The organism is uncultured Albimonas sp. (assembly GCF_963977235.1).
In the GTDB taxonomy this organism is placed as follows: Bacteria; Pseudomonadota; Alphaproteobacteria; order Rhodobacterales; family Rhodobacteraceae; genus Albimonas.
Genome location: NZ_CAXBOD010000063.1, coordinates 1 through 25,350 on the forward strand (window position 1 = coordinate 1; position 25,350 = coordinate 25,350).

The window sequence follows — 25,350 nt, forward strand, 5'->3', positions numbered from 1 at the left end:
GCCGCCTGCGCCAGGCGCCGCGCCCGAAACGCGCCGCGGGCGGGACCGGCCCAACCGGGCGCAAGGCCCGACGCGGCGCCTCGCGTCCCGCGCGCGCGCCCTTCGGCGCGAGCGACCCATCGCCGCTGCCTGCGCATCCCGCAGCCGGCGCGACGCGGCTGCGGGCGGGCGCAGGCGCGCGCAACTCCGGGCCGCGGCGACGGAGCCCTAGGACGCGGGGTTGGCTTGCCCTGTCCTCCCCCATATTTTCGCCGCCACGCCGGCCGAATCGAGACGTGGCGCCCGCAGAGCGTTCTTGAGGCCGCAGAACGCGGCGCCGGCGCCGGGGCGGACCCCCGGCCTGGCCCCACAACAGGATTGGAAGATGCTGAGCAGCCTCTTCGGGATGTTCTCGGCCGACATGGCCATCGACCTCGGGACCGCGAACACGCTGGTCTACGTGAAGGGCCGGGGCATCGTGCTGAATGAGCCGTCAGTCGTCGCCTTCGCGACCAAGAACGGCAAGAAGGAGGTTCTCGCCGTCGGCGAGGACGCCAAGTTGATGCTGGGCCGCACGCCGGGCTCTATCCAAGCGATCCGGCCGATGCGCGACGGGGTCATCGCCGACTTCGACGTGGCCGAGGAGATGATCAAGCACTTCATCCGCAAGGTGCATCGCCGCGGCAGCTTCGCGAGCCCCAAGATCATCGTCTGCGTCCCCTACGGCGCGACGCCGGTCGAGGAGCGCGCCATCCGCGAGAGCGTGATGGCCGCCGGCGCCCGCAAGGCCGCCCTGATCCCCGAGCCGATCGCCGCGGCCATCGGCGCCGGCATGCCGATCACCGAGGCCACCGGCTCGATGGTCGTGGACATCGGCGGCGGCACCACCGAGGTGGCGGTGCTGAGCCTGGGCGACATCGTCTACGCGCGCTCGATCCGGGTGGGCGGGGACAAGATGGACGAGGCGATCATCTCGTATCTGCGTCGTCAGCAGAACATCCTGATCGGCGAGAGCACGGCCGAGCGGATCAAGTGCACCATCGGCACCGCGCGGATGCCCGACGACGGGCGGGGGCGCGCGATCGAGATCCGCGGCCGCGACCTGCTCAACGGCATCCCCAAGGAGATCGAGGTCACCCAGGGCCAGATCGCCGAGGCGCTGGCCGAGCCGGTGATGCAGATCAAGGAGGCGGTGATGTCCGCGCTGGAGGCGACGCCTCCCGATCTCGCGGCCGACATCGTCGACCGCGGCGTGATGCTGACGGGCGGCGGCGCGCTGCTGGGCGACCTCGACCTCGCGCTGCGCGAGCAGACGGGCCTTGCCATCACCACCGCCGAGGAGCCGCTGAGCTGCGTGGCGCTGGGCACCGGCAAGGCGCTGGAGCATGAGAAGGACCTGCTCCACATCCTCAACTACGACCGCTGAGGTCCGGGCGAGGTCTGGCCGCTGATCCCGGCGGGGGCGCCCCCGCCCCCGCCCCGCCTCCCGCCCTGCCCCGCCTCCCGCCCCGGCCCGCCGGGCGCGGGCGCGTCGCCCGGCCGGGCGAAGCGCTTCGGTGCTGGCGGAACACGCGCCCCTCGGCGGACGGAGGCGGCCCGGGCGGGTCCCGGCGGCGCCGACCGGCCGAGGCCGCAAACGTGGCGCTTGCGCCGGAGACAGATGGGCGAACCCGGACGACGACCCGCGCCGAGGATCGCCGCCCGCCCTCAAGGCGGCGCGGACGCGCCCCGGGCCTGACCCGGGGCCTCCTGCGGGACGCGCGGTCGGCGAGGTCGTGATCGCGAGGGCTGTTGGAGGCGCGGGAGCTTTGGGTGTATGGCTCCGGCCCTGTCCCCCGCCGTGCGGAATCGGCCCGGGACAGGACCCCTGCACGCGTTGACCGCGGGCGGCGGCGGCGTCAGGCTCAAGCGCCGGGAACGGGGCAGGTCAGGCTGGGCCCCGCGAACGGGGCAGGTCGGGCTCGGCCCCGGGAACGGGGCAAGTCGGGCTCGACCCCGGGAGCGGGGTCTGGCGGAGCCGGCGGGCGCAGGGCGCCTCAACTCGCGAAGGGACCCGCGACGCAACCATGGCCAGGGACGACGGCATCGCGGAAGGCGGAGCGGCGCGCACGCTGCGGCGGATCCTGTTGGCCTGCCTGTGCATGGCGCTGCTGGTCCTCTTCGTGTTCTGGCGCATCGACAACCCGCGCGCCGAGCGGATGCGGATGGGCGTGGTCGACGCGCTGGGGCCGCTGGTGGAGCGGGTCTCGGGGCCGCTCGACTTCCTCGCCGAGGCCACCGTCGACTTCGAGAACTTCGTGCGGGTCTATGAGCAGAACGACGCCCTGCGCCGCGAGATCCAGCGCCTGCGGGCCTGGCGCGAATCCGCCCTGCAGCTCGAGCAGGAGAACGCCCGCCTGCGCGCCCTGAACCATGTGCGCCTCGCGCCCACGCTGGGCTTTGTGACCGGCGAGATGATCGGGGATTCGGGCGGGCCGTTCCTGGCCACCGGGCTCGCCAACGTCGGCGCCCGCGACGGGGTCGAGGACGGGGCGGCGGTGATGGACGGCTCGGGCCTCGTGGGGCGCGTGGTGGGGCTGGGGCGGCGGGCCTCGCGGGTGCTGTATGTGACCGACTATTCCTCGCGCATCCCGGTGCTGATCCGGCCCTCGGGGCGGCGCGCGATCCTCTCGGGCGACGGGGCGCGGGCGCCGCGGCTCGATTTTCTCGAGGACCCCGAGGGCGTGCGGCCGGGCGACCGGATCGTGACCTCGGGCGACGGGCAGGTGTTTCCGCCCGATCTCGCGGTCGGCATCGCCGTGGTGGGGCCCGACGGCACGCCGCGGGCGCGGCTGGCCGCGGACCTCGAGCGGCTGGAGTTCGTGCGGATCCTGCGCTACCGGCCCGACACCACCATCGACCGTCCCGGCGGCCTGATCCGCAACGGCCCGCTGGAGGACCCCGAGGGTCCGGAGAGCGAGGCCGGGAACGAGACCGGGGAAGAAACCGGGGACGAGACCGGCGGCGGGGCGGAGGGCGCCGGGACGGAGGCGCCCGGCCCCGAAGCCTCGGCCGGACCGGAGGGCGCGGGGGACAACCCCCTCGCCTCGGCCCAGCGATGAGCGCGCAGGCGGCGGGTCCCGTCGCGGCGCTGCGCCGGCTGGGCGCGATGGCGCTGTTTGCGGCCCTGGTGCTGGGGGCGCTGCTGTTGCAGGCCGCGCCGATGGGGCCGCTGCCCGACGCGCCGATCCCCGATCTCGCCTGGTGCGTGCTGGCCTTCTTCGTGCTGCGCCGCCCGCAGGCCGCGCCGCTGGGGCTGGTCGCCGCACTGGTGGCGCTGCGCGACGCGCTGCTGGGCGGGCCGATGGGCGCGGGCGCGCTGTCGCTGCTGCTGGCCCTTGAGGCGCTGCGCTGGCGCGCGCGGGAGCTGCCGCCCCCCCGCTCGGTCTGGGGCGACTGGGTCTGGGCCTCGCTCGGCTATGGCGCGGCGCTGGGGCTGCAGTGGCTGCTGATGGCGATCTCGCTGGGGCATCCGCCCTCGCTCGTCGCGCTGGGCCCGCACCTCTGCGCCACGGCGCTGGCGATCCCGGTGGTGGCGGGCGTGCTGCGCTATGGCCTGCGCATCGGCGCGAGCCCCCGGCAGGAGGAGGAGGGGCGCCGCCTGCCCCGCAGCTTCGGGAGGAGCGCGTCATGACCCGCTGGCGTCCTGCGCCCACGCCCCGCTCTGGCCGGCTGACGCGCCGGGCGGCGATCCTGTTCGCGCTGCAGGGGGGCGTGATGGCCACGCTCGCCTGGCGGATGCGCAAGCTGCAGGTGGACGACGCCCAGCGCTATCGCCTGCTGGCCGAGGAGAACCGGATCAACATCCGGCTGATCCCGCCCGCCCGCGGCCAGATCTTCGACCGCGCCGGCCAGCCGCTGGCGGTCAACCGGCAGAACTACCGCGTCACCCTGGTGCGCGAGCAGGCCGGCGACGTCGAGGCGGTGCTCGACCGCCTGTCGCGGCTGATCGAGATCCCCGACCACGACCGCGAGCGGGTGCTGCGCGAGATGGCGCGCAAGCCCGCCTTCGTGCCGATCCCGGTGGCCGAGCATCTGAGCTGGGACGATTTTGCCCGCGTCAACGCCAACGCTCCCGCCCTGCCCGGCATCGACGTCGAGGTCGGTCAGACCCGGTTCTATCCCCATGGCCCGGCGCTGGCGCATACCGTGGGCTACGTGGGCCGGGTGAACGAGCGCGAGCTGGAGGCCGACGAGGGGCGCACGCCGCTGTTGCAGATCCCCGACTTCCAGATCGGCAAGACCGGCGTCGAGACCCGGGCCGAGGAGGTCCTGCGCGGCGCCGCCGGCCTGAGCCGCATCGAGGTCAACGCGCGGGGCCGCAAGGTGCGCGAGCTGACCCGAGAGGAAGGCCAGCCCGGCGCCGACCTGCAGCTGACCCTCGACCTCGACCTGCAGCGCTATGTGATGGAGCGGCTGGGGGGCGAGAGCGCCTCGGTCGCGGTGGTCGAGATCGCGACGGGGGATGTGCTGAGCTCGGCCTCCTCGCCGGGGTTCGAGCCCAACCAGTTCGTGTTCGGCATCAGCTCGAAGAACTGGAACGGGCTGCTCACCGATCCCTACCGGCCGTTGTCCAACAAGACCGTGGCGGGGGTGTATCCGCCGGGCTCGACCTACAAGATGATCGTGGCGCTGGCCGCGCTCGAGCGGGGGGTTCTGGACGCCAATGAGAGCGTGTTCTGCAACGGGCGCTACCAGTTGGGGGAAAGCTACTTCCACTGCTGGCGGCGCGGCGGCCACGGCCACCTGGGCCTGCGCGACGCCCTGAGCCAGTCGTGCGACGTGTTCTTCTACGAGATCGCGCGGCGCACGGGGATCGACGCGATCTCGGACATGGCCAGGCGGCTGGGGGTGGGGGTGCGCCCCGACCTGCCGGTGCCCGCGGTCTCCGAGGGGCTGGCCCCGACCAAGGACTGGAAGCGCGCCTCCTACGACCAGAGCTGGCAGGTGGGCGACACGCTCAACGCCGGCATCGGTCAGGGCTATGTGCTGGCCTCGCCGATGCAGCTGGCGGTGATGACGGCGCGGATCGCCTCGGGGCGGGCGGTGGCGCCGCGGATGATCCGCGGCCAGGGCGGGCGGCCCCTGCCCGACCCCGAGCCGCCGATGCTCGACGTCAACGGGACCCATCTGCGGCTGGTGCGCGAGGGGATGTGGTCGGTGATGAACGACCGCCGCGGCACCGCGCGCAAGAGCCGGATCGAGGCCGAGGGGGTCGAGTTCGCGGGGAAGACCGGCACCAGCCAGGTGCGCCGGATCACGGCGGCCGAGCGGGCGGCGGGGGTGTTCCGCAACGAGGACCTGCCCTGGAACCGGCGCGACCATGCGCTGTTCGTGGGCTACGCCCCCTACGACGCGCCGCGCTTTGCGGTCTCGGCTGTCGTCGAGCATGGCGGCGGCGGCAGCGCGGTGGCCGCGCCGATCGCGCGCGACGTGATCATGCGGGCGCTGTGGGGGGGCGAGCCGCCGCTGTCGGCCTATCCCCCCGGCGCGCGCGAGGAGGAGATGGAGCGGCGGATCCGCCCCCCCGCCCCGCGTCCCGACGACGCCCTGCCCGAGGCGCCCTCGACCACCGGCGCGGCCCCCGAGGGCGGCGGCCCATCATCTCCTTCGACGGGTCCGGCGGACGCGCCCGCCAGCGGCCGGCGCGCCTGAGGCGGACGGGGGCGCCGCGTCGGCGGTTGCGCGCGTTGCCGGCGGGCGGGCTCGCGGCGCGTTGCGGGCGGCGGGCCCGGGACGACGGGACCCCGTGGCGAGGGAGGCGACGGGGTTGGCGATCGCGGCGCCGGGGATCGGCGTGGGGCGCCTGTGGCCCGGGCGGCGCGGAGCTCGGGGGGCGGCGGAGATCTGCCGGGCGCGCTCTGGCGCGCGTTGCCGCCGACCGCGCATCGCCGCGGGAGCCGAGAGAGGCGCCCGGACGCCCCGGCGCCTTGCCCCTGCCGCCTTGCGCGCGTCGCCTGGCCCCTGCTCCCGCGGCCTGTGACCTCCGCACCGGTTGCGCCCCGCCTCCTTGGCGGGCGAGGCTGGGGGTCGGCGAAACCCAACCGGGATGGCAGGATGGCGCAGCGGGTCGGACGGCTGGCGGGCGTGCTGCGCGAGGTCGTCTACGGCGGCAACGACGGCATTGTCACCACCTTCGCCATTGTCGCGGGCTTCGCCGGCGCGGGGGCCGAGGGCGCGGCCGCCGGCATCGGCCCGGCGGCGGTGCTGCTGTTCGGGCTGGCCAACCTCTTCGCCGACGCCACCGCGATGGGACTGGGCTCGTTCCTCTCGGCCCGCTCGGCCGGGGCGGTCGCCGCCGCCCGGCGTCGCCTGCAGGGCGCCGTGCCCGCCGAAGCCGCCCGGGCCGCAGACGCCAAGGCCCTGCGCCGGCGCGGCCTGGACGAGGCCGACGCAAGCGCCATGGCCGAGATCCTCGCCCGCGCGCCGAACCTGCGCGCGGAGTTCGCCGCAGGCGCTCTGGGACCCGAGCCCGCCGGGACCGCCGAGCGCCCGGTCCGCGGCGCCGTCGCCACCTTCCTCAGCTTCGTGATCTTCGGGGCGGCGCCGCTGGCCCCCTACCTGCTGCTCGCCTCGGACGCGCGCGCCTTCGCCCTGTCGCTGGCCGCCTCGCTGGCGGCGCTGGCGGCGCTGGCCGCGGTGCGCTGGCGCGCAACGGGCGAGCGGCTGGCGATGTGCCTCATCGAGACGCTGGGCGTGGGCGGCGCCTGCGGGGCCGTGGCCTTCGCCGTGGGGCTGGCGTTCCGCTGAACTGCCCGGGACGCGGCCCACCGCCGCGCGCCGCCGACCCGCGCGCGACCGCCGATGGCTCCGGGCCTGAGGGCGGCGCCCGCCCCACCCCGCCACGCGCGCGCCGTCCCGCAGCGGGGTCGGCGGGCGGGCGTTGCGTCCGCGCAGCGGGCGCGAGAGCCGACCCCGACCCCGACCCCGACTAGAAGTGCAGGGTCCGGCCGAAGGCCGCCAGCACGCCCTCGTGCATCATCTCCGACAGGGTCGGGTGCGGGAAGACCGTGGCGATCAGCTCGGCCTCGGTGGTCTCGAGCGTCTTGCCCACCACGTAGCCCTGGATCAGTTCGGTCACCTCGGCGCCGATCATGTGGGCGCCCAGAAGCTCGCCGGTCTTCGCGTCGAAGATCGTCTTCACCAGCCCCTCGGGCTCGCCCAGCGCGATGGCCTTGCCGTTGCCCACGAAGGGGAAGCGGCCGACCTTGATCTCGTGACCCGCCGCCTTGGCCTTGGCCTCCGTCAGGCCGACCGAGGCGATCTGGGGGTGGCAGTAGGTGCAGCCGGCGATGTTCGCAGGGTCGGTCGCGTGCGCGTCCTCGCCCTTGATCAGCTCGGCCACCATCACGCCTTCATGCATCGCCTTGTGCGCCAGCCAGGGCGCCCCGGCGATGTCGCCGATCGCCCACAGGCCCGGGACCCCGGTGCGGCAGTGCTTGTCGGTCGCCACATGCGAGCGCTCGACCTTCGCGCCGGCCTCCTCCAGCCCCAGGCCCTCGACGTTGCCCACGATCCCCACGGCCGAGATCACCGTGTCGAACTCCATCTTCTCGGTCTTGCCGTCCTTCTCGATATGGGCGGTGACCTTGCCTTTCCCACGATCCAGCTTCGCGACCTTGGTCCCCTCGAGGATCTTCATCCCCTGCTTCTCGAAGGCCTTGCGGGCGAAGGTCGCGATCTCCTCGTCCTCGACGGGCAGGATCCGGTCCATCACCTCGACCACCGTCGTCTCGGCGCCGAGCGTGTTGTAGAAGCTCGCGAACTCGATGCCGATGGCGCCTGAGCCGATGACCAGGAGCTTTTTCGGCATCCGCGTGGGCTGCAGGGCGTGCTTGTAGGTCCAGACCAGGTCGCCGTCGGCCTCGAGGCCCGGCAGCTCGCGCGCCCGCGCCCCGGTCGCCACGATGATGTCCTTGCCCTCCAGCGTGCGCTCGCCCTTGTCGGTCTTGACCTTGACGCGGCCCTTTCCGGCGAGGGTCGCCTCGCCCATCACCACCTCGATCTTGTTCTTCTTCATCAGGTGGCCGACGCCCGAGGTCAGCTGTCCGGCCACCTTGCGCGAGCGCTTGACCACCGCCTCGAGGTCGAAGGAGGGATTCTCGACCGAGAGCCCGAACTCCTTGGCCCGGTGGAACAGGTGGAACACCTCCGACGAGCGCAGCAGCGCCTTGGTGGGGATGCAGCCCCAGTTGAGGCAGATGCCGCCCAGGTGCTCGCGCTCGACCACCACCGTCTTCAGGCCCAGCTGGGCGCAGCGGATGGCGGCGACGTAGCCCCCCGGTCCCGCCCCGATCACCACCACGTCGAACTTGTCCCCGGCCATGGCGCGTGCCTCCCATGCGGTTTCGGTCTGGTTCGGCTTACCCTACGCGCAGGCGGACGGGAAAGCGAAACCCCGGCAAGCTTGTTGCGAAGTGGCCTGCGCGGGGGACCGGATGCTGTCCCGCGCGCAGGGGCCCGAGGGACGGGCCGGCTCGCCTTTCGACCGCCCGGGCGGCGGACCTCGCCTTCCGCCGCCGAAGCGGCGGACCTCGCCCGCAACCGCCGGAGCGGCGGACCTTGCCCTCAGCCGCCGAAGCGGCGGACTTCGCCTTCAGCCGCCGAAGCGGCGGACTTCGCCCATGTAGCCGACATCCTTCAGCCAGGCGGCCTCGGCGGGCGTCGTCTCGCGGCCGAGGGCGTCGTTGCGGAACGGGAAGCGGCCGAACCGCTCGATCACCGCGCGGTGGGCGAGCGCGTGGGCGCGGTTCACGCGGCGGTCCTTCAGGCCGAGGCGTCGGGTGAACAGCGCCACCGAGCGGTCCTGGTCGGGCATCCGCTCGGAATGGCAGAACGGCAGGTAGAAGAAGCGCCGCGCCTCGATCGGCATCGCCAGGTCCTGCCCGCGGGCCAGCGCCCGGCGCGCCGTGCGCAGGCCGCGCGGATCGGTGGCGAAGCTGAGCCCCGAGCCGCGGTGCAGGTGGCGCGAGAACTGGTCGAGGATCACCAGCAGCGCCAGCGAGCCCTCGGGCGTGGCCTGCCAGCGCTCGAAGGCGCCGCCGCGGGCGGCGCGCCAGGCGCCGGCGAAGCGGGCGCGGATCGCCTCGTCCACCGCCGGGCCGCCGCCGAACCAGGCCGAGGGGCCGAGCTGCTCGAACCAGAAGTCCAGGACCTGGGCGGGCGTGGTCGTCATGGCGCTCTCCGATGCTCGCGATTGGGGGCGGAGGATCGGCCGGCGCGACGCGCGGGGCAAGGGGGCGCGTGGCAACGCGAGGGGCAAGGGGGCGCGTGGGAACGCGAGGGGCGAGAGGGCGCGTGGGAACGCGCGGGGCGAGAGGGCGAGGCCCCGATCAGACCGAGCGCCAGCGGGGATCGGGCTTGCCGGAGGGGTCGGGCGTCTCGTCGGGCCCGGTCTGGTCGGGGGCGGTCTCGTCGGGTGCGGTCTCGTCAGGCGCCGTCTGGTCGGAGGGGGCGGCCGGGGTCGCGGCCTCGGGAGGGGCGCCGTCCTGCGCCCTCCCGGCCTCGGCCTCGTCGGAGGCCGCGGCGGCGGCCTCGGTCAGCTCCTCGGACAGCTCCATGGCGTAGTCGGCCGCGACCGGCGTCGCGCCGGGCGCGACGAGCGTGTAGGCGACCGTCTCGTCAGGCGCGACGGAGGGGCGGCGCGTCATCCGCCAGGCGGCATAGACGGCGATGATCGCGAACATGGTCAGCACAAAGCCGAAGAAGGCCCAGGGGCCGAACGTCTCCATCAACGCGCCGACCGCGAGCGGGCCGCCCACCGCCCCGACCCCGTTGAGGAACAGGAGACCGCCCGAGGCGGCGGCGCGGTCCTCGGCCTCGAGATAGTCGTTGGTGTGGGCGATCAGCAGCGAATACAGCGGGTTGGCGATGCCCCCGATCACCGCGGCCATGCCCAGCACGACGATCACGTAGTCGCCCGCCATCGCGCCTGCGAGCCCCGCGGCCGCGCCGAGCGCGGTCATGATCAGGATCAGCCGGCGGCGGTCCATCCGGTCCGAGAGCCAGCCCACCGGGAACTGGCTGATCAGCCCGCCCACATAGATCAGCGCCACGAAGATCGAGATCTGCGCCACCGACAGCCCCTTGGCGGTGCCGTAGACCGAGGACATGCCGAAGATCGCCGAGAACACCGCGCCGAGGAACACCGTCCCCACCACGCCGAGCGGCGAGGCCACGAACAGCGCCCGCAGGCTCATCGGCTTGGTGGTCTGGTGGACCGGCGCGGGCGAGACCGACAGCAGGATCGGCGCGAAGCTGAGCGACACCGCCACCGAGATCAGCACGAACAGATCGTAGCCCCCCGGATCGGCGAGGTTCAGCAGCGCCTGGGCCGAGATCACGCCCAGCATCTGCGTGGTCATGTAGAGCGACAGCGCCTTGCCGCGGTTCTCGTTGGTGGCGGAGTCGTTGAACCAGCTCTCGGCGACCACGTAGACGGCCGCAAAGCAGGTGCCGACCGCGACCCGCATCAGCCCCCAGGCCCAGACATTGGGGAACGCGGCGTAGAGGATGAACACCGCCGAGATGATCGAGCCCATCGCCGCGAACACCCGCACGTGCCCCACCCGCCGGATCATCCCCGGCGCCGCGCGCGACATGATCAGGAAGCCGAGGAAATAGCCCGACATCACCAGCGACATCTCGCCGGCCGAGAATCCCTCGATCGCGCCGCGGATGCCGAGCAGCGAGCCCTGCATGCCGTTGCCCATCATCAGCAGCAGCATGCCGAACAGCAGCGCCCAGGTGTTGGAAAGCAGGCTGAGCATCGAGATCTCCAGGCGGTGAGGCTGCGGTAGGGCGACCAAGGGCCGCCCGGCCCGCGACTCGCCCGGACTTCCCCCGGACTTGCGACGGGCGCACCCTGCGCGGACCGTCGGGCGAGGTCTTGGCAATGCGCGACATCGCAGGTCGGTTTCTGGCGCCCGCGGCGTTCGGGCAACGCCGATATCGGCGCCGGCGGCGGTTTCGATTTCGTTGGCAGGAAAAGGTTGCCTCACTCCGGAGGAGCGGCCTCAATATCGCGCGTGGGGGGCGGCGTCCGGGGGGCCAGACGACGCCCGAGGATCGCGCCCATTCGCGGTGCGCGGCAGACGCCCCGCGCCAAGGGAGTGCAGCATGGAACCTCAGTACCCGTTGTCCACCGTCACGGTGACGATCCAGAACCACTGGTTCGGGCCGAACTTCGTCAACGGCCTGGCGCTGAACAGCGCCGAGTACAAGATCAAGTCCGACACCAAGGCGGTGCTGACCTTCAAGGGCGGCTTCGACGCCGGGGTCACCTTCAAGCAGACGCTGACCGGGACCGGCTTCGGCGTCGATCCGGGGACCGGGCGGATGACCGGCGTGGTCACCTCCTGGACCGCCTTCGAGAAGGAGGCGCCCGAGAACCGCTGGACCTTCGAGGGGCTCAACAACCCGCTGGCGCGGATGAACGACCTCGCCTCGAACCCCGACGTGACCTTCGACTCGCTGCTGCTGATCCCGCTGCAGTACAAGTTCATCGGCGACCGGTTCGAGGATTTCTACATCAACGGCTCGTTTGACGACATCGCCATCGGCAAGGCCGGGGACGACTGGTTCTACGGGCTCGAGGGCGACGACACCCTGCGGGGCGGGGCCGACAACGATCATCTCGACGGCGGCGACAACGACGACCTGGTCAAGGGCGGCTCGGGCGAGGACGAACTGCTGGGCGGCTCGGGCGAGGACCTGCTGCTGGGCGGGACCGGCGCCGACGAGCTGCGCGGGGGCGACGACCGCGACATCCTTTACGGCGGCCGCGGCGCGGACCTTGTGAAGGGCGGCGAGGGCCTGGACGCGATGTGGGGCGAGGCCGGCGACGACCGCCTGGTCGGCGGCGCCGGCGGCGACCTGATGAACGGCGGCGACGGCAACGACCGCGCAGTCGGCGGCGACCAGTCCGACGAGATCCGCGGCGGCGCCGGCAAGGACCGCCTGAAGGGCGGCGCCGGGGGCGACGAGGTGTATGGCGGCAAGGGCAAGGACAAGGTCTTCGGCCAGGGCGGCTCGGATCACATCGAGGGCGGCGCGGGCGACGATCTGGTCAAGGCGGGCGCGGGCAAGAACTACGCCTACGGCGGCGCGGGAGACGACAAGGTGGTCGCGGGCGACGACATCGACCAGGTGTTCGGCGGCGACGGCGACGACATCGTCAAGGGCGGCGGCGGCGCCGACTTCATCTTCGGGGGGGCGGGGGACGACGTGCTCTCGGGCAACCTCAAGGGCGGCAAGGCCGACGCGGCGGTCGACAACTTCCTGTTCGAGGGCGCGTTCGGCGACGACGTGATCACCGACTTCGAGATCGACCAGGACGGCATCGTGCTGCTGGGCGGCGTCGACCCCACGCTGGTCACCGCCACCGAGGTCGGCGACGACGTGCTGATCGAGGTCGCGATCGGCGGCGGCCAGTCGATCCTGGTCGAGGGGGTCGCGGGCGTCTTCAACATCGACATCGACATGATCATCGCCGCCTGAGCGGGAGAGCCCGCCCGAGGGGCCGGAGGCGGAACGGGCCCGCCGGCGCGACGCCGGCGGGCCCGTTGGCGTTCGCCCCCCTTCCCGCGCGCCCCCCTTCCCGCGCGCCCCCCTTCCCGCGCGCCCCCCGTCCCGCGCGGCCCCGTCCCGCGCGGCCCCCGCTCAGGGGAACAGCAGCGAGGAGTCGCCGTAGGAGTAGAAGCGATAGCGCTCCGCGATGGCGTGGGCGTAGATCGCGCGCGCCCGCTCGACCCCCACCAGCGCCGAGACCAGCATCAGGAGGGTCGAGCGCGGCAGGTGGAAGTTGGTCATCAGCCCGTCGGCGACGCGGAAGCGGTGGCCGGGGCGGATGAAGATGTCGGTGTCCCCGACCCAGGGGACGAGGCGGCGGTCCGGGGTCCCGGCCGTCTCCAGGAGCCGCAGCGCGGTGGTGCCCACCGGGATCACCCGGCCGCCGGCCTCGCGCGTGGCGTTGACCGCCTCGGCCGCGCTCTGGGGAACCTCGCCCCATTCGGAATGCATGCGATGGCTCTCGACGTCCTCGACCTTCACCGGCAGGAAGGTGCCCGCGCCCACGTGCAGCGTCAGGCGGGTCGAGCGCACGCCCGCCGCCTCGAGCGCCGCCAGCAGGGCCGCGTCGAAATGCAGCGAGGCGGTGGGGGCGGCCACCGCGCCCGGACGCTCCGCGAACACGGTCTGATAGTCGGCGTCGTCCTGCGCGTCGGCGGGGCGGCGGTGGGCGATGTAGGGGGGCAGCGGCATCACCCCGGCCTGCGCGATGGCGGCGTCGAGCGCGGGCCCCGCGACGTCGAACGCCAGCCGCACGGCGCCGGCCTCGCCCTTGCCCGCCACCGAGGCGCCCAGCTCCGCGCCCGGGGGGCCGAAGACCAGCCGGTCGCCCTCGCGCAGGCGCTTGGCGGGGCGGGCCAGCGCCTGCCAGGCGTCGGGACCCTCGCGCGAGAGGAGCGTCGCCTCGATCCTGGCCACGCCCGGCCCGTCGGCGCTGTCGCGGCGACGCTCGCCGAACAGGCGGGCGGGGATCACGCGGGTGTCGTTGAACACCAGCAGGTCGCCCGCGCGCAGCAGCGAGGGCAGGTCCGAGACGCGCCGGTCGGCCAGCGTCCCCCCCTGCGCATGCAGCATCCGCGCCGAGCTGCGCGGGCGCACCGGGCGCAGGGCGATCAGCTCTTCGGGCAGGTCGAAGTCGAAATCGTCGACGCGCATCGGGGCCTCGGGGGATCGGGGGCGAGGGAGGGGCGGGCTCGGCGCCCCTCTGGCCCCGGCCTGCGCCGAGGTCAAGGGCGGCGCGCGCGGGCCGGGAGGGCCGCGCAGGGGCGCGCAGGCGCCCTGCGGGCGGGCCTGGCAGGGGCGCCGCGGCTTGCCGGTCCCGTCTTCCGCCGGCGGGCCGCGGCCGGCGGGGGGGAGGGACCGGGCGGGGCGATCACGCGCGGCTCACGCGCGGCTCGCACGGGGTCGCGAGGGGCTCTCGGCGGATGACCATCCCGGCAGATGGATGAAACAGGGGCTGCGGCGGCGCGCGGAAGGCGCCAGATCTGGCTCAGGCGACGCCGCGTCAGTGCGCCGCGCAGAGAGGGATCCCGAGACCATGACCGCCGCGAACCGCAGCTCGATCCACCCCCGCCCGCCGCAGGGCGCGGCCGGAGCATTCGCCGACCCGCTGTCTCCCGCGGGCCTCGCCGCCTCGCCCGGCCAGGCGGCGCTGATCGTGCTGGGCGCGGGCGCGGCGGCGACGGTGGCCTTCGACCTCTACGGCCAGGCGATCAGCCCGCTGCTGGGCGCCGCCGCCCTGGCGCCGGTGCCGCTGGCCCGCCAGACGCTGCAGACGACGTTCGGCTGGGACTCGGGCGCCGGCGCGCACCTGCTGCACTATATCGCCGGGCTCGTCGCCTACCCGCTGGGCTGGCTGCTGATCGCGCGCCCGCTGGCCCGCCGCCTGGCGCCGGGGCTGCCCGAGCTCGCGGCCGCCGCGCTGTGGGGGGTGGGCCTGTGGGTCTTCGCGATCGGGATCATGGCGAGCCTGGTGAACGGCAACGCGTTCTTTCTGGGCTTCACCGGCATCACCTGGGTGGCGCTCGCCGGCCACGTGCTGTTCGCCCTCGTCTGCGCCTGGGCGCTCAGGCGGATGAGCGGCGCCGGCGGCTGAGCGGCCGCGGGGCGGTCGAGCGGGGGCTAGACGCCCCCCCGAAACGAAAGAAGCCCCCGCGCGGGGGGCTTCCTGTCAGATCCTCGCCGTCACTTCCTGTCGGCGGCGATGTAGACGTCGACCATCTTGTCGGGATTGCGCGGCGGCTCGCCCCGCGCGATCGCGTCGACATGCTCCATGCCCTCGATCACCTGGCCCCAGACGGTGTACTGGCCGTTGAGGAAGCTGCCCTGGGCGAACATGATGAAGAACTGCGAGTTGGCCGAATTCGGGCTCTGCGAGCGGGCCATGCCCAGGGTCCCGCGCTCGAACGGCACGTTCGAGAACTCGGCCGGCAGGTCCTCGTAGTCCGAGCCGCCGCGCCCGGTGCCCGTCGGGTCGCCGGTCTGGGCCATGAAGCCCTCGATCACGCGGTGGAAGACGATGCCGTCGTAGAAATCCTCGCGCGCGAGCGTCTTGATCCGCTCGACATGCTTGGGCGCCACCTGGGGCAGGAGCTGGATGTAGACCGGGCCGTCCTTCAGCTCGATCACCAGGGTGTTCTCGGGGTCTTGCAGCTCCACGGCGTGGGCCTCCATCAGCGGCGCGGAAAGGGTCAGCGCGAGCAGCGCGGCGAACAGACGTCTCATCCTTGCAGGGCTCCTCCCAGCCTGGGACGCACCGGCCGCCGCCCTTGGGCGACGCCGGTCAGCGGGCCTAGCGCGGATGCGGATCGGGGTCAAATGAACCGCGCGGGAGCGGACGGGGCCAGAGCGCCCCGACCGCAACCCCAGCGCGAGCCCTTAAGCGATCCGAAACGTTTGAGGCGCTAGGGGTTGAGCCAGGCGACCGGCCGCCGCCGGCCGCCGACCGTCGACCCGCACGCCGCGGGAGCAACCTGCCGAAGGGAGGACGCGAATGCCGGCCGCGCGTCTTGCGGGGATCATGGGACTGCTGCGCCGACCCGCCGGGCCGGACGCGGCCGCGCCCTCCCTGACGGTCCGACCCTCGCCCGATTCCGCCGCCTCTGCGGCGCGCGGGAGGGCGCTCGCCGCAGCGCCGAGCGCCGGCCCCGCGCCTGCGTCCGGCGCCGCGCCCCGGCCGCCCTTCGCGCCGCCCCTCGCCGAGGCGTCCGGTCCCTTCGCCGTCGGCGCGGCGGACGACCCCGCCCCGTCAACCTCCCTCGAGCCGCCCTGCGCAGCCCCTGGCGCCGCGGTCGACCCCGCCTTGAGCGACGCGCCGGCGGCGCCGGACCTGCCCGGCCTCCGCCCTGCGCCGGAGCGGTCGCGTCCCGCCCGCCCGCCGCTTCGCGCCCGCCTCGCCCCGTCCCCCGCCGTGGTCCTGATCGGCGCGCTGCTGCTGGCGCTGGGCGTGGGGGCCGCCATGGCCTGGTCCAGCGGCCAGACCGTGCGCATCCACGCCCTGCGCCTGGTCGAGACCTGGTCGGCCACGATGACCGAGGCCGCCCCCGCCCTGCCCCGCCACCTGCGCGCCGGGCGCCTGCATGAGGCCGACCTCGATCCCCTGCGCGAGGCCGGGACCCGCGCCGACGCCTACGGCTTCCGCCTCTTCGACCTGAACGGCGCGCCGCTGGCCTCCGCCTGGCGCTGGCGCGGCCGCATGCTTGCCCGCCTCGAGCCCGCGCCCCCGGCCTCCCGCGCCGCGGGGGAGGTGCTGCCGGGCGAACCCGGCCCCCTGCCCCTGGGCGCCCCCGCCGTCTGGCGCCGGCTCTCGGCGGGCGAGCGGGTGGTCAAGCTCGACATCGCCGCGCCGGTGCTTGGCGGGCCCGCGCGTTTCGCCGAGGTCTACATGCCGATCCTCGATCCGCAGGGCGCGATTGCGGGCTACGCCGAGGTCTATGTCGACGTCGACGCCTTCGCCGCCCGGATCGAGCGGGTGCAGGCGCTCGCCGGGGCCGCGCTGGCGGCGGCGGGGGCGCTGGCCTTCGCAGGCCCCGCGCTCGCCTGGGTCGGCGCCCGGCGGCGCCGCGAGCAGGCCGAGGCGGGGGTGCGCCGCGCCGTGCGGCTCGACGCGCTGACCGGGCTGCCCAACCGCGCCGGCTTCGCCGAGGCCGCGGCCGAACTCGCCGCGGAGGCCGCCCGCGACGGCGTGCGGCTGGCGGTGCTGGCCATCGACCTCGACCGGTTCCGGACGGTGAACGAACTGCACGGCCCGGTGGTGGGCGACGCCGTGCTGCGCGCGGCCACCCGGGTGCTGCGCGCGAGCCTGCGCTCCGAGGATCTGCTGGCCCGCGTCGGGCCCGACGATTTCGCCGCGCTCCTGCGCCTGTCCGAGGCCGCCGACCTGCCCGCGATCCTGGCGCGGATTTCGGCCCGCGTCGCGACCCCGGTCTCGGACGCCGAGGGGCGGCCCCTGTCGCTGAGCGCCTCGGTCGGCGCCTGCCTGCTGGCGCCCGGAGAGCTGGCGGTCGACCCCGCGCTGCGCCGGGCCGAGATCGCCCAGCGCGAGGCCCGCGCCGCCGGCCACGGCCGCACCTGCCTGTTCGACCCCGCGATGGAGGCCCGCGTCCAGCGCCGCCGCGCGGTCGAGACCGCGATCCGCGAGGGCGTGACCCACGGCCGTTTCTCGTTGCATTACCAGCCGCTTGTCCGCTCCCGCGACGGCGCCACCCGCGGCTTCGAGGCGCTGATGCGCCTGCGCGACGGCCAGGATCGCCCGATCTCGCCCGCCGAGTTCATTCCCGCCGCCGAGGACATGGACCAGATCGGCGCGCTGGGCGCCTGGGCGCTGCACGAGGCGACCTCGGTGGCGGCGGGCTGGCCGGCGCCGCTCGCGATCTCGGTGAACCTGTCGGTGGCGCAGTTCCGCGACGGGCGGCTGGTGGACACGGTGCGCTCAGCGCTGGAAAGTTCGGGCCTCGATCCCTCGAGGCTGGAGCTGGAGGTGACCGAATCGATGCTGATCTCGGACGCCGACGCGGTGGAGCGGCAGCTGGCCCGGATCCGCGCGCTGGGCGTCTCGATCGCGATGGACGATTTCGGGGCGGGCTACTCGAGCCTCGCCTACCTGTGGCGCTTCCGCTTCGACCGGCTGAAGCTGGATCGCAGCTTCGTGCTGGCCTTCGACGCGCACCCCGCCCGCGCCCGCGGCATGATCGGGGGCATCGTGGCGCTCGGCCGTCGGCTGGGGATGAAGGTCACCGCCGAGGGGATCGAGACCCCCGAGCAGGCCGCCGCCATGGCCGACCTGGGCTGCGACACGCTGCAGGGCTACCACTTCGGGCGACCGATGCCCGAAGCCGACCTGCGCGAGGTGATGCGCTGGGAAGCCGATGCCACTGCGGAGCAGGAGAGCCATCCCCGCGCCCCGCTGAGCGACTTCGCCGCCTGCAACGACCGGCTCGACGCCTCCGGGCCGCGCCCCGAGGGGGTCGACCGTCGCGGCCGCCGCCCCGCGGGCCAGTCGGACACGCCGCGCCCGACCCTGAACGCCGCGCGCGCCTGATCGGCGAGGACCGAGGCGGGACGCGCGGCCAGGGTCAGAGGCGGGAGCGCCTGCCCCCCGCCCGCTCCGGGCCCCCTCGCGGGGACCCGGAGACGGTCCGCGGCGGAGGGTTCAGCGGCCGAGCCGCTCGAGCAGGCGCTTCTCGATCTCGCCGGGCACGAAGTTGGAGACGTCGCCGCCCAGTCGGGCGATCTCCTTGACCAGTTTCGAGGCGATCGCCTGGTGATGGGCGTCGGCCATCAGGAACAGGGTCTCGACCTTGTCGTTCATCGCGCGGTTCATGCCGACCATCTGGAACTCGTATTCAAAGTCCGAGACGGCGCGCAGGCCGCGGATGATCACCTGGGCGCCGACCTGCTCGGCGAAGTGAATCAGTAAGTTCTCGAAGGGCTCGGCCACGATCACGGTGCCGGTGTCGCGGGCGATCGAGGCCGTCTCCGCCTCGATCATCGCCGTGCGTTCCTCGAGCGTGAACAGCGGACCCTTGTCGCGATTGATCGCGACGCCGATCACCAGCTTGTCGACCAGCGTCGCCGCGCGTCGGATGATGTCCAGATGGCCGTTGGTGACCGGATCGAACGTGCCGGGGTAGAGCCCCGTGCGTTGCTTCGAGACCGTCATGTTCCTCCCCGCGCTTCCCGTCGTCGGGGTCGGCCGCGCAGGCGGCGGACCCGTCGCCCGCGCCGCCGCGTTCTTCGCGGCGATCGGCGGGCAAGCGACACCATCGGGACCGCAGGGTCAAGGTCACGCTAAGGGAACCCGGCGGAAACCGCGCGCTTTCGGCCCCCCCGCAGGCCCCGCGCGGGTCTTGCGGGGCAACCTGCCGACGGTCGGCGAGGGGACGCGCCCGGGCTCCGGGAATCGGCCGTCGGTCAGTAGCCCTTGATCATGTCGGCCAGCGCCTCGGTCTCGTGTTCGAGCTGGCCCATCCGGTACTTGACCACGTCGCCGATCGAGATCACGCCCGTCAGGCGGCCGTCCTCCATCACCGGCATGTGGCGGAAGCGGCCCTCGGTCATCCGCTCCATGATCGCCTGGACGTCGTCGCCGGGCGCGCAGGAGACGACTTTCGAGGTCATCACGTCGGCCACCACGCGGCGCAGGCAGTCGGCGCCCTCGCGGCCCAGCCAGCGCACCACGTCGCGCTCGGAGAGGATGCCCTCGACCCCCTTGCCGTCGGCCGAGACGATCAACGCGCCGATCCGCTTCTCGCTGAGCAGGGCGGCGGCGTCCGCGACGCTCCTGGAGGGGGCGATCGAGGCGACCTCGCCCGATCCCTTCTGCCGCAGGATTCGTGCCACGGTCATGAGTTTCCTCCCGGAATTCTCCTTCTGGGAGAACAAGCCTGCCGGCGCCGCAGCCCCTCCGTCAAGCGCCATGCGCCGGGCATTGCGCGGAGCGCCCGCCAGCGGCGCGCGCAGCGGAACGCGGGCCCGCCCAGCGAGGCGGGCCTACTCGGCCGCGACCCGGCCCTTGGCGCCCAGGATCGCGCGGAGGTAGTGGCCGGTATGGGAGCGAGGCTCCTTCGCCACGTCCTCGGGCGTGCCAACGGCCACGATCTCGCCGCCGCCGTCGCCGCCCTCGGGACCGATGTCGATCAGCCAGTCGGCGGTCTTGATCACGTCGAGGTTGTGCTCGATCACCACCACCGAATTGCCCTGGTCGACCAGGTGATGGAGCACCTCGAGCAGCTTGCGCACGTCCTCGAAATGCAGGCCCGTGGTCGGCTCGTCGAGGATATAGAGGGTGCGCCCGGTGGCGCGGCGCGAGAGCTCCTTGGCGAGCTTCACCCGCTGCGCCTCGCCGCCCGAGAGGGTCGTGGCCTGCTGGCCGACCTTCACATAGGTCAGGCCGACCTGCATCAGCGTGTCCATCTTCTCGCGGATCGCGGGGACGGCCTTGAAGAAGCCCTGGGCCTCCTCGACCGTCATATCAAGAACGTCGGCTATGCTCTTGCCTTTGTATAGAACTTCCAGCGTCTCGCGGTTGAAGCGCTTGCCCTGGCAGGTCTCGCAGGTGACGTGGACGTCGGGCAGGAAGTGCATCTCGATCTTGATCACGCCGTCGCCCTGGCAGGCCTCGCAGCGGCCGCCCTTGACGTTGAACGAGAAGCGGCCGGGCTTGTAGCCGCGGGTCTTGGACTCGGGCAGGCCCGCGAACCAGTCGCGGATATGGGTGAAGGCGCCGGTGTAGGTGGCCGGGTTCGAGCGCGGCGTGCGCCCGATCGGCGACTGGTCGATGTCGACCACCTTGTCGAGATGTTCGAGCCCGGTCAGCGACTTGCAGGGCGCGGGCGTCTGCTTGGCGCCGTTCAGGCGCATCGAGGCGGTCTTGAACAGCGTCTCGATGGTCAGGGTCGACTTGCCCCCGCCCGAGACGCCGGTCACGCACAGGAAACAGCCCAGCGGGAACTCGGCCGTCACGTCGCGCAGGTTGTTGCCCTGCGCCTGCTCGACCGTGATCGACTTGCCGTTGCCGGGGCGACGCTCGGCGGGGATCGCGATCTCGCGGACGCCGGAAAGATACTGGCCGGTCAGGGAGTTGGGGGCCGCGGCGATGTCGGCGGGCGTGCCCTCGGCGATGATCTCGCCGCCGTGGACGCCGGCGCCGGGGCCGATGTCGAGCACGTAGTCGGCCTCGCGGATCGCCTCCTCGTCATGCTCGACCACGATCACCGTGTTGCCCTGGTCGCGCAGGTTCTTCAGCGTCGCCAGCAGCCGCCCGTTGTCGCGCTGGTGCAGACCGATGGAGGGCTCGTCGAGCACGTAGAGCACCCCCGTCAGCCCCGAGCCGATCTGCGAGGCGAGCCGGATCCGCTGGCTCTCGCCCCCCGACAGGGTGCCCGAGCCGCGCGACAACGTCAGGTAATCCAGCCCGACATTGACAAGGAATCCAAGACGTTCGCGGATTTCCTTGAGAATGGCCCTGGCGATCTCGTTCTTCTGGACCGAGAGGTGCTCGGGCGCCGCCTCGACCCAGGCCAGGGCCTCGCGGATCGAGCGTTCGGCGACCTTGCCGATGTGGTCGCCGGCGATCTTCACCGCCAGCGCCTCGGGCTTCAGGCGGGCGCCGCCGCAGGTCGCGCAGGCGCGGTTGTTCTGGTAGCGCTCGAACTCCTCGCGCACCCAGTTGCTGTCGGTCTCCCGCCAGCGGCGCTGCATGTTGGGGATCACCCCCTCGAAGGGGCGGGACAAGGTATACACCCGGCCGCCCTCATCGTAGCGGAAGGCGATCTCCTCCTTGCCCGAGCCGCGCAGGAAGATCTCCTGGATGGGTGCGGGCAGGTCGCGCCAGGGGGTGCGGAAATCGAATTGGTAATGTTTTCCAAGCGCCTCGATGGTCTGCTTGAAGTAGGGGCTCTTGGACTTGGCCCAGGGCGCGATGGCCCCGTCCCAGACCGAGAGGTTCTCGTCGGGGACCACCAGCCGGTCGTCGAAGAACAGCTCCACCCCCAGCCCGTCGCACTTGGGGCAGGCGCCGAAGGGGGCGTTGAACGAGAACAGCCGCGGCTCGATCTCCGAGATCGTGAAGCCGCTGACCGGACAGGCGAATTTCTCGGAGAAGACGTGGCGCTCGGGCGCGGGGGGCTCCTCGCCCTCCTCGGCGCGGGGGGCGGTCTCGACCACCGCGATGCCGTCGGCGAGGCCCAGCGCGGTCGAGAAGGAATCCGCCAGCCGCTGCTCGAGCCCCTCGCGCACCACGATGCGGTCGACGACGACGTCGATGTCGTGGCGGAACTTCTTGTCGAGCGTGGGGGCGTCGTCGAGCTCATAGAACTCGCCGTCGACCTTCACCCGCTGGAAGCCCTGTTTCTTGAGCTCGGCGAACTCCTTGCGGTATTCGCCCTTGCGGTCGCGCACGATGGGGGCGAGCAGGTAGGCGCGCGTCCCCTCCTCCATCGCCATCACCCGGTCGACCATGTCCGAGACCTGCTGCGCCTCGATCGGCTTGCCGGTGGCGGGCGAATAGGGCGTGCCGGCGCGGGCGAACAGCAGGCGCAGGTAGTCGTAGATCTCGGTCACCGTGCCGACGGTCGAGCGCGGGTTCTTCGAGGTGGTCTTCTGCTCGATCGAGATCGCGGGCGAGAGGCCCGAGATATGGTCCACGTCGGGCTTGGACATCATGTCGAGGAACTGGCGCGCATAGGCCGAGAGCGACTCGACATAGCGGCGCTGTCCCTCGGCGTAGATCGTGTCGAAGGCCAGCGAGGACTTGCCCGAGCCCGACAGCCCCGTGATCACGACCAGCCGGTCGCGCGGCAGGTCCACGTCGATGGACTTGAGGTTGTGCTCGCGCGCGCCGCGGATCGAGATGGTCTTGAGTTCGGTCAATGGCTCGCTCCCGCCCGTGCTCGCGCCCAAGGGCCCTAGATAACGCGCGAGGGTCGGGGGGCGAGTCCCCGGCAGTGTAAACAAATCGAGAACATGCCTGCAAGGCGGCGCGGCGGCTGGTCGCTGCTGACAGCACGGTGGCAGGAGGCGCGCGGCGGCGCGCCATGGCAGGAGGGGCGCGGGGACCCCCGCGCGGCTCAGCTCCCCGGCGCGGGGCCGAAGCCGCCCTCGGCCAGGATCCGGCGCACGATGGGCGTGGTCTGCGCCCGGGTCATGCCCGAGCGCAGGCGCGGGTCGTAGATCAAGCGCAGCATCGCCTCGTCATGGTCGGTGAGATACAGGAACTCCTCGTCGTCGTTGAACATCGAGGGGCGCACGGCGTCGTGGTCGTATTGCGGCCCGAACATCTGGGTGACCTCCTCGTCGAGGCAGCTCATGCGCCAGTCGCGGGGCAGTTCGGAGCGGATCACGGTGACGCCGTAACTGGTCCACGTCTCCGGGTCGTCGACGTCGTACGCCACCTGGAACATGCACAGGTTGTTGTCGTTGCCGTGGGTCTCGGCGATCAGCGCATAGACGAGGTTGTCGCGCTCCTCGGGGGTCAACGGGGCCAGGACGGCCTCGCGCTCCTCGTAGTCGAGGAAGAGGATGTTGAGGTTGGCCTCCTCGCCCGCGTCCTCGTCGGCCTCGCGCACGCTCAGGCCGGTGGCCGCGGACAGACGCCGGGCCAGGTCAGCCATGTGCCGCCGCTCCTCGTCGCTGGGGCCGGCGTCGCCATAGAGGAAGCGGTAGCGCGCCGGCTGCCGCCATTTCTGCAGCGGCTGTTCGTCGAACCTGCGGTGGTCCTGCGCGTGCACGACGCGGGCGAAGTTGCGCGCCAGGTCCTCGGGGCCCCAGGGCGCGTCGGCGGGCGCGCTGTCGGCGCGGGCCATGCCCGCCTGCCTGAGGCTCTCGATGTCGCGGGAGTATTTCGCGGTCAGCTCGGCCGAGCTCTTGCCGCAGGCGGCGAGGAGGGCGGCGATCAGCAGGGGCGCGGCGCGGCGGAGGCAATGTCTTGAACCAGTCATGAACGAAACCTATCCGGCCGGGCCGGGCCAGGCAATCCGCGCCCCTGCCGAAGGTCCCCCGCGCCGCTCAGTCGGGGCCTGAGGGCGCGACGTCCTCCCCTGCCGGCGCGCGGGAGGCGAGGTGCTCGTCGCGGCGCAGCACATGGGCGGACTGGCCCACGATCAGCGGGTCGGGCGCGCGCACCGCCCCGCGGTCCTTGTCGGGGTAGGGCAGCCGCGAGAGCAGGTCCTGCATGCAGTTGATCCGCGCGCGCTTCTTGTCGTTCGACTTGACGATGGTCCAGGGCGCGTCGGCGGTGTCGGTGTAGAAGAACATCGCCTCCTTCGCCTCGGTGTAGGCGTCCCACTTGTCGAGGCTGGCGAGGTCGATCGGGCTCAGCTTCCACCGCTTCAGCGGGTCGGCGGCCCGGGCCTTGAAGCGCTTGCGCTGCTCGGCCTGGGTGACCGAGAACCAGTACTTGAACAGGCGCACGCCCGAGCGGGTCAGCATCCGCTCGAGCTCCGGCGCCTGGCGCATGAACTCGAGGTATTCGGCCGGGGTGCAGAAGCCCATCACCCGCTCGACCCCCGCGCGGTTGTACCAGGAGCGGTCGAACAGCACGATCTCGCCAGCGGTGGGCAGCTCGGCCACGTAGCGCTGGAAGTACCATTGTCCGCGCTCGGTCTCGGTGGGTTTGTCGAGCGCGACGACCCGGGCGCCGCGGGGGTTGAGATGCTCCATGAAGCGCTTGATCGTGCCGCCTTTTCCGGCGGCGTCGCGGCCCTCGAACAGGATCGCGATGCGCTCGCCGGTCGCCTTGGCCCAGCGCTGGACCTTGAGGAGCTCGACCTGCAGCTCGGTCTTGCGGGTCTCGTAGGCGGGGCGGCGCATCTTCGTCTTGTAGGGAAATTCGCCGGATTCGAAGGCGCGGCGGATCTCCTCGGGGTCGTGGCGACGCTCGGCGAGGGTGGGGGGATGGTCCTGCGCCGGCGCGGCCGGCCCGGCGGGCGCCGGTTTCGCGGCGGCCTTGCGGGACCGCCTGGCGGGCTCGGCCGCGCCGTTGGGCCGCGAAGCGTCGGGCGCCTCGATCGGGGCGTCGGGGTCAGCCTTGTCGGCCATGGTCCTTCCTCCTGTGGCGGTCCCGTCGGGCACGCGAGGGCGCGGGCGATGACGGTCCATGACGTCATCGGGGCCCCGTGAGGTCAACCGCCCGCGCCGCCCATGGCCTCTTTGGGCGCACGCCGTTAACGTCCGGCTAACCCGGATTCGACTCGAATGCGCGCACGGGGCGCGGGATCGGGCGACCCCCGGCGGGGAGACGAGGACCCGGGGCGCGCAAGACGGCCCCGGACGGACGGAGAGCGAGGGACATGGCGGGCAGCGTCAACAAGGTCATCCTGATCGGCAATCTCGGGCGTGACCCGGAGGTGCGGACGTTCGCGAACGGGGGCAAGGTGTGCAACCTGCGCATCGCCACCTCCGAGACCTGGCGGGACAAGAACACCGGCGAGCGGCGCGAGCGGACCGAGTGGCACTCGGTCGCGATCTTCGTCGAGCAGATCGCCAACAACGCCGAACGGTTTCTGCGCAAGGGCTCCAAGGTCTATGTCGAGGGCCAGCTCGAGACCCGCAAATGGCAGGACCAGTCCGGCCAGGACCGCTATTCGACCGAGGTCACCATCCGTCCGTTCCGCGGCGAGCTGACCTTCCTCGACGCGGCCGGCGGCCAGGGCGGCGCCGGGGGCGGCGGCGGCGGCGGCTACGACGACCGCGGCGGCGACTTCGGCGGCGGCGGCGGCGGCGGCGGTTATGGCGGCGGCGCGGGCGGCGGCCGCTCGGGCGGCGGGG

General features: G+C 73.0%; 19 protein-coding genes. 9 read left to right on the top strand and 10 right to left on the bottom strand.

What is annotated here, in order from left to right; translation table 11 throughout:
* Positions 1–364 precede the first annotated feature (364 nt).
* The 5 genes from AAC134_RS20100 (at position 365) to AAC134_RS20120 (ending at position 6,768) form a co-directional block, all read left to right on the top strand.
* A complete protein-coding gene (locus tag AAC134_RS20100) occupies positions 365–1,405 on the top strand; it encodes a rod shape-determining protein (RefSeq protein ID WP_092859888.1) in 1,041 nt (346 codons plus the stop codon).
* Between the two features lie 640 nt (positions 1,406–2,045).
* Positions 2,046–3,080, top strand: coding sequence for a rod shape-determining protein MreC (mreC, locus tag AAC134_RS20105; protein WP_339950919.1), 1,035 nt, complete (start codon positions 2,046–2,048; stop codon positions 3,078–3,080).
* Positions 3,077–3,652 (top strand): hypothetical protein, encoded by a 576-nt coding sequence (locus tag AAC134_RS20110; RefSeq protein ID WP_339950920.1) that lies wholly within the window; start codon positions 3,077–3,079, stop codon positions 3,650–3,652. Before mreC ends, AAC134_RS20110 begins: the two co-directional genes overlap by 4 nt.
* Complete coding sequence (gene mrdA / locus AAC134_RS20115) at positions 3,649–5,673, top strand: penicillin-binding protein 2 (protein ID WP_339950921.1); 2,025 nt, start codon at positions 3,649–3,651, stop codon at positions 5,671–5,673. The genes AAC134_RS20110 and mrdA overlap by 4 nt, the downstream gene beginning before the upstream one ends.
* Positions 5,674–6,075: 402 nt before the next feature.
* A complete protein-coding gene (locus tag AAC134_RS20120; RefSeq protein ID WP_339950922.1) occupies positions 6,076–6,768 on the top strand; it encodes a VIT1/CCC1 transporter family protein in 693 nt (230 codons plus the stop codon).
* Between the two features lie 181 nt (positions 6,769–6,949).
* Here the strand turns inward: AAC134_RS20120 and lpdA are convergent, their stop codons facing one another.
* The 3 genes from lpdA to AAC134_RS20135 form a co-directional block, all read right to left on the bottom strand.
* On the bottom strand, positions 6,950–8,344 hold the full coding sequence (lpdA, locus tag AAC134_RS20125) for a dihydrolipoyl dehydrogenase (RefSeq protein ID WP_339950923.1): 1,395 nt from the start codon (positions 8,342–8,344) through the stop codon (positions 6,950–6,952).
* Positions 8,345–8,614: 270 nt separating this feature from the next.
* Complete coding sequence (locus tag AAC134_RS20130) at positions 8,615–9,193, bottom strand: DUF924 family protein (RefSeq protein WP_339950924.1); 579 nt, start codon at positions 9,191–9,193, stop codon at positions 8,615–8,617.
* Positions 9,194–9,350: 157 nt separating this feature from the next.
* On the bottom strand, positions 9,351–10,787 hold the full coding sequence (locus tag AAC134_RS20135) for an MFS transporter (RefSeq protein ID WP_339950925.1): 1,437 nt from the start codon (positions 10,785–10,787) through the stop codon (positions 9,351–9,353).
* A 349-nt stretch (positions 10,788–11,136) separates the two neighbouring features.
* On the opposite strand from AAC134_RS20135, the gene AAC134_RS20140 reads away from it, so the two are divergent.
* Positions 11,137–12,516 (top strand): calcium-binding protein, encoded by a 1,380-nt coding sequence (locus AAC134_RS20140; RefSeq protein ID WP_339950926.1) that lies wholly within the window; start codon positions 11,137–11,139, stop codon positions 12,514–12,516.
* Positions 12,517–12,678: 162 nt separating this feature from the next.
* Here the strand turns inward: AAC134_RS20140 and queA are convergent, their stop codons facing one another.
* Positions 12,679–13,740, bottom strand: coding sequence for a tRNA preQ1(34) S-adenosylmethionine ribosyltransferase-isomerase QueA (gene queA, locus AAC134_RS20145; protein WP_339950927.1), 1,062 nt, complete (start codon positions 13,738–13,740; stop codon positions 12,679–12,681).
* A 382-nt stretch (positions 13,741–14,122) separates the two neighbouring features.
* On the opposite strand from queA, the gene AAC134_RS20150 reads away from it, so the two are divergent.
* The gene (locus AAC134_RS20150) at positions 14,123–14,680 is read left to right on the top strand and encodes a hypothetical protein (RefSeq protein ID WP_339950928.1); all 558 of its coding nucleotides are present in this window, start codon (positions 14,123–14,125) and stop codon (positions 14,678–14,680) included.
* Between the two features lie 89 nt (positions 14,681–14,769).
* On the opposite strand, the gene AAC134_RS20155 is transcribed toward AAC134_RS20150, so the two are convergent.
* Positions 14,770–15,258: a peptidylprolyl isomerase gene (locus tag AAC134_RS20155; protein WP_339950936.1), complete on the bottom strand. Its 489-nt coding sequence runs from the start codon at positions 15,256–15,258 to the stop codon at positions 14,770–14,772.
* A gap of 628 nt (positions 15,259–15,886) precedes the next feature.
* Between AAC134_RS20155 and AAC134_RS20160 the strand changes: the two genes are divergently transcribed.
* A complete protein-coding gene (locus AAC134_RS20160; RefSeq protein WP_339950929.1) occupies positions 15,887–18,124 on the top strand; it encodes a bifunctional diguanylate cyclase/phosphodiesterase in 2,238 nt (745 codons plus the stop codon).
* Between the two features lie 111 nt (positions 18,125–18,235).
* Here AAC134_RS20160 and coaD read toward each other — a convergent pair whose 3' ends face one another.
* The 5 genes from coaD to ppk2 form a co-directional block, all read right to left on the bottom strand.
* On the bottom strand, positions 18,236–18,745 hold the full coding sequence (coaD, locus tag AAC134_RS20165; RefSeq protein WP_339950930.1) for a pantetheine-phosphate adenylyltransferase: 510 nt from the start codon (positions 18,743–18,745) through the stop codon (positions 18,236–18,238).
* Between the two features lie 251 nt (positions 18,746–18,996).
* Positions 18,997–19,431, bottom strand: a complete 435-nt coding sequence (locus AAC134_RS20170) for a CBS domain-containing protein (RefSeq protein ID WP_339950931.1) — start codon at positions 19,429–19,431, stop codon at positions 18,997–18,999.
* A gap of 144 nt (positions 19,432–19,575) precedes the next feature.
* Positions 19,576–22,455: an excinuclease ABC subunit UvrA gene (gene uvrA / locus AAC134_RS20175; RefSeq protein ID WP_339950932.1), complete on the bottom strand. Its 2,880-nt coding sequence runs from the start codon at positions 22,453–22,455 to the stop codon at positions 19,576–19,578.
* A 197-nt stretch (positions 22,456–22,652) separates the two neighbouring features.
* Entirely contained in the window at positions 22,653–23,522 is an 870-nt protein-coding gene (locus AAC134_RS20180) for a DUF2927 domain-containing protein (RefSeq protein WP_339950933.1), read from the bottom strand.
* A gap of 67 nt (positions 23,523–23,589) precedes the next feature.
* Entirely contained in the window at positions 23,590–24,621 is a 1,032-nt protein-coding gene (gene ppk2 / locus AAC134_RS20185) for a polyphosphate kinase 2 (RefSeq protein ID WP_339950934.1), read from the bottom strand.
* A 251-nt stretch (positions 24,622–24,872) separates the two neighbouring features.
* Here ppk2 and ssb point away from each other — a divergent pair.
* Positions 24,873–25,350: single-stranded DNA-binding protein (gene ssb / locus AAC134_RS20190; protein WP_339950935.1), on the top strand; the 478-nt coding region annotated here is incomplete at its 3' end.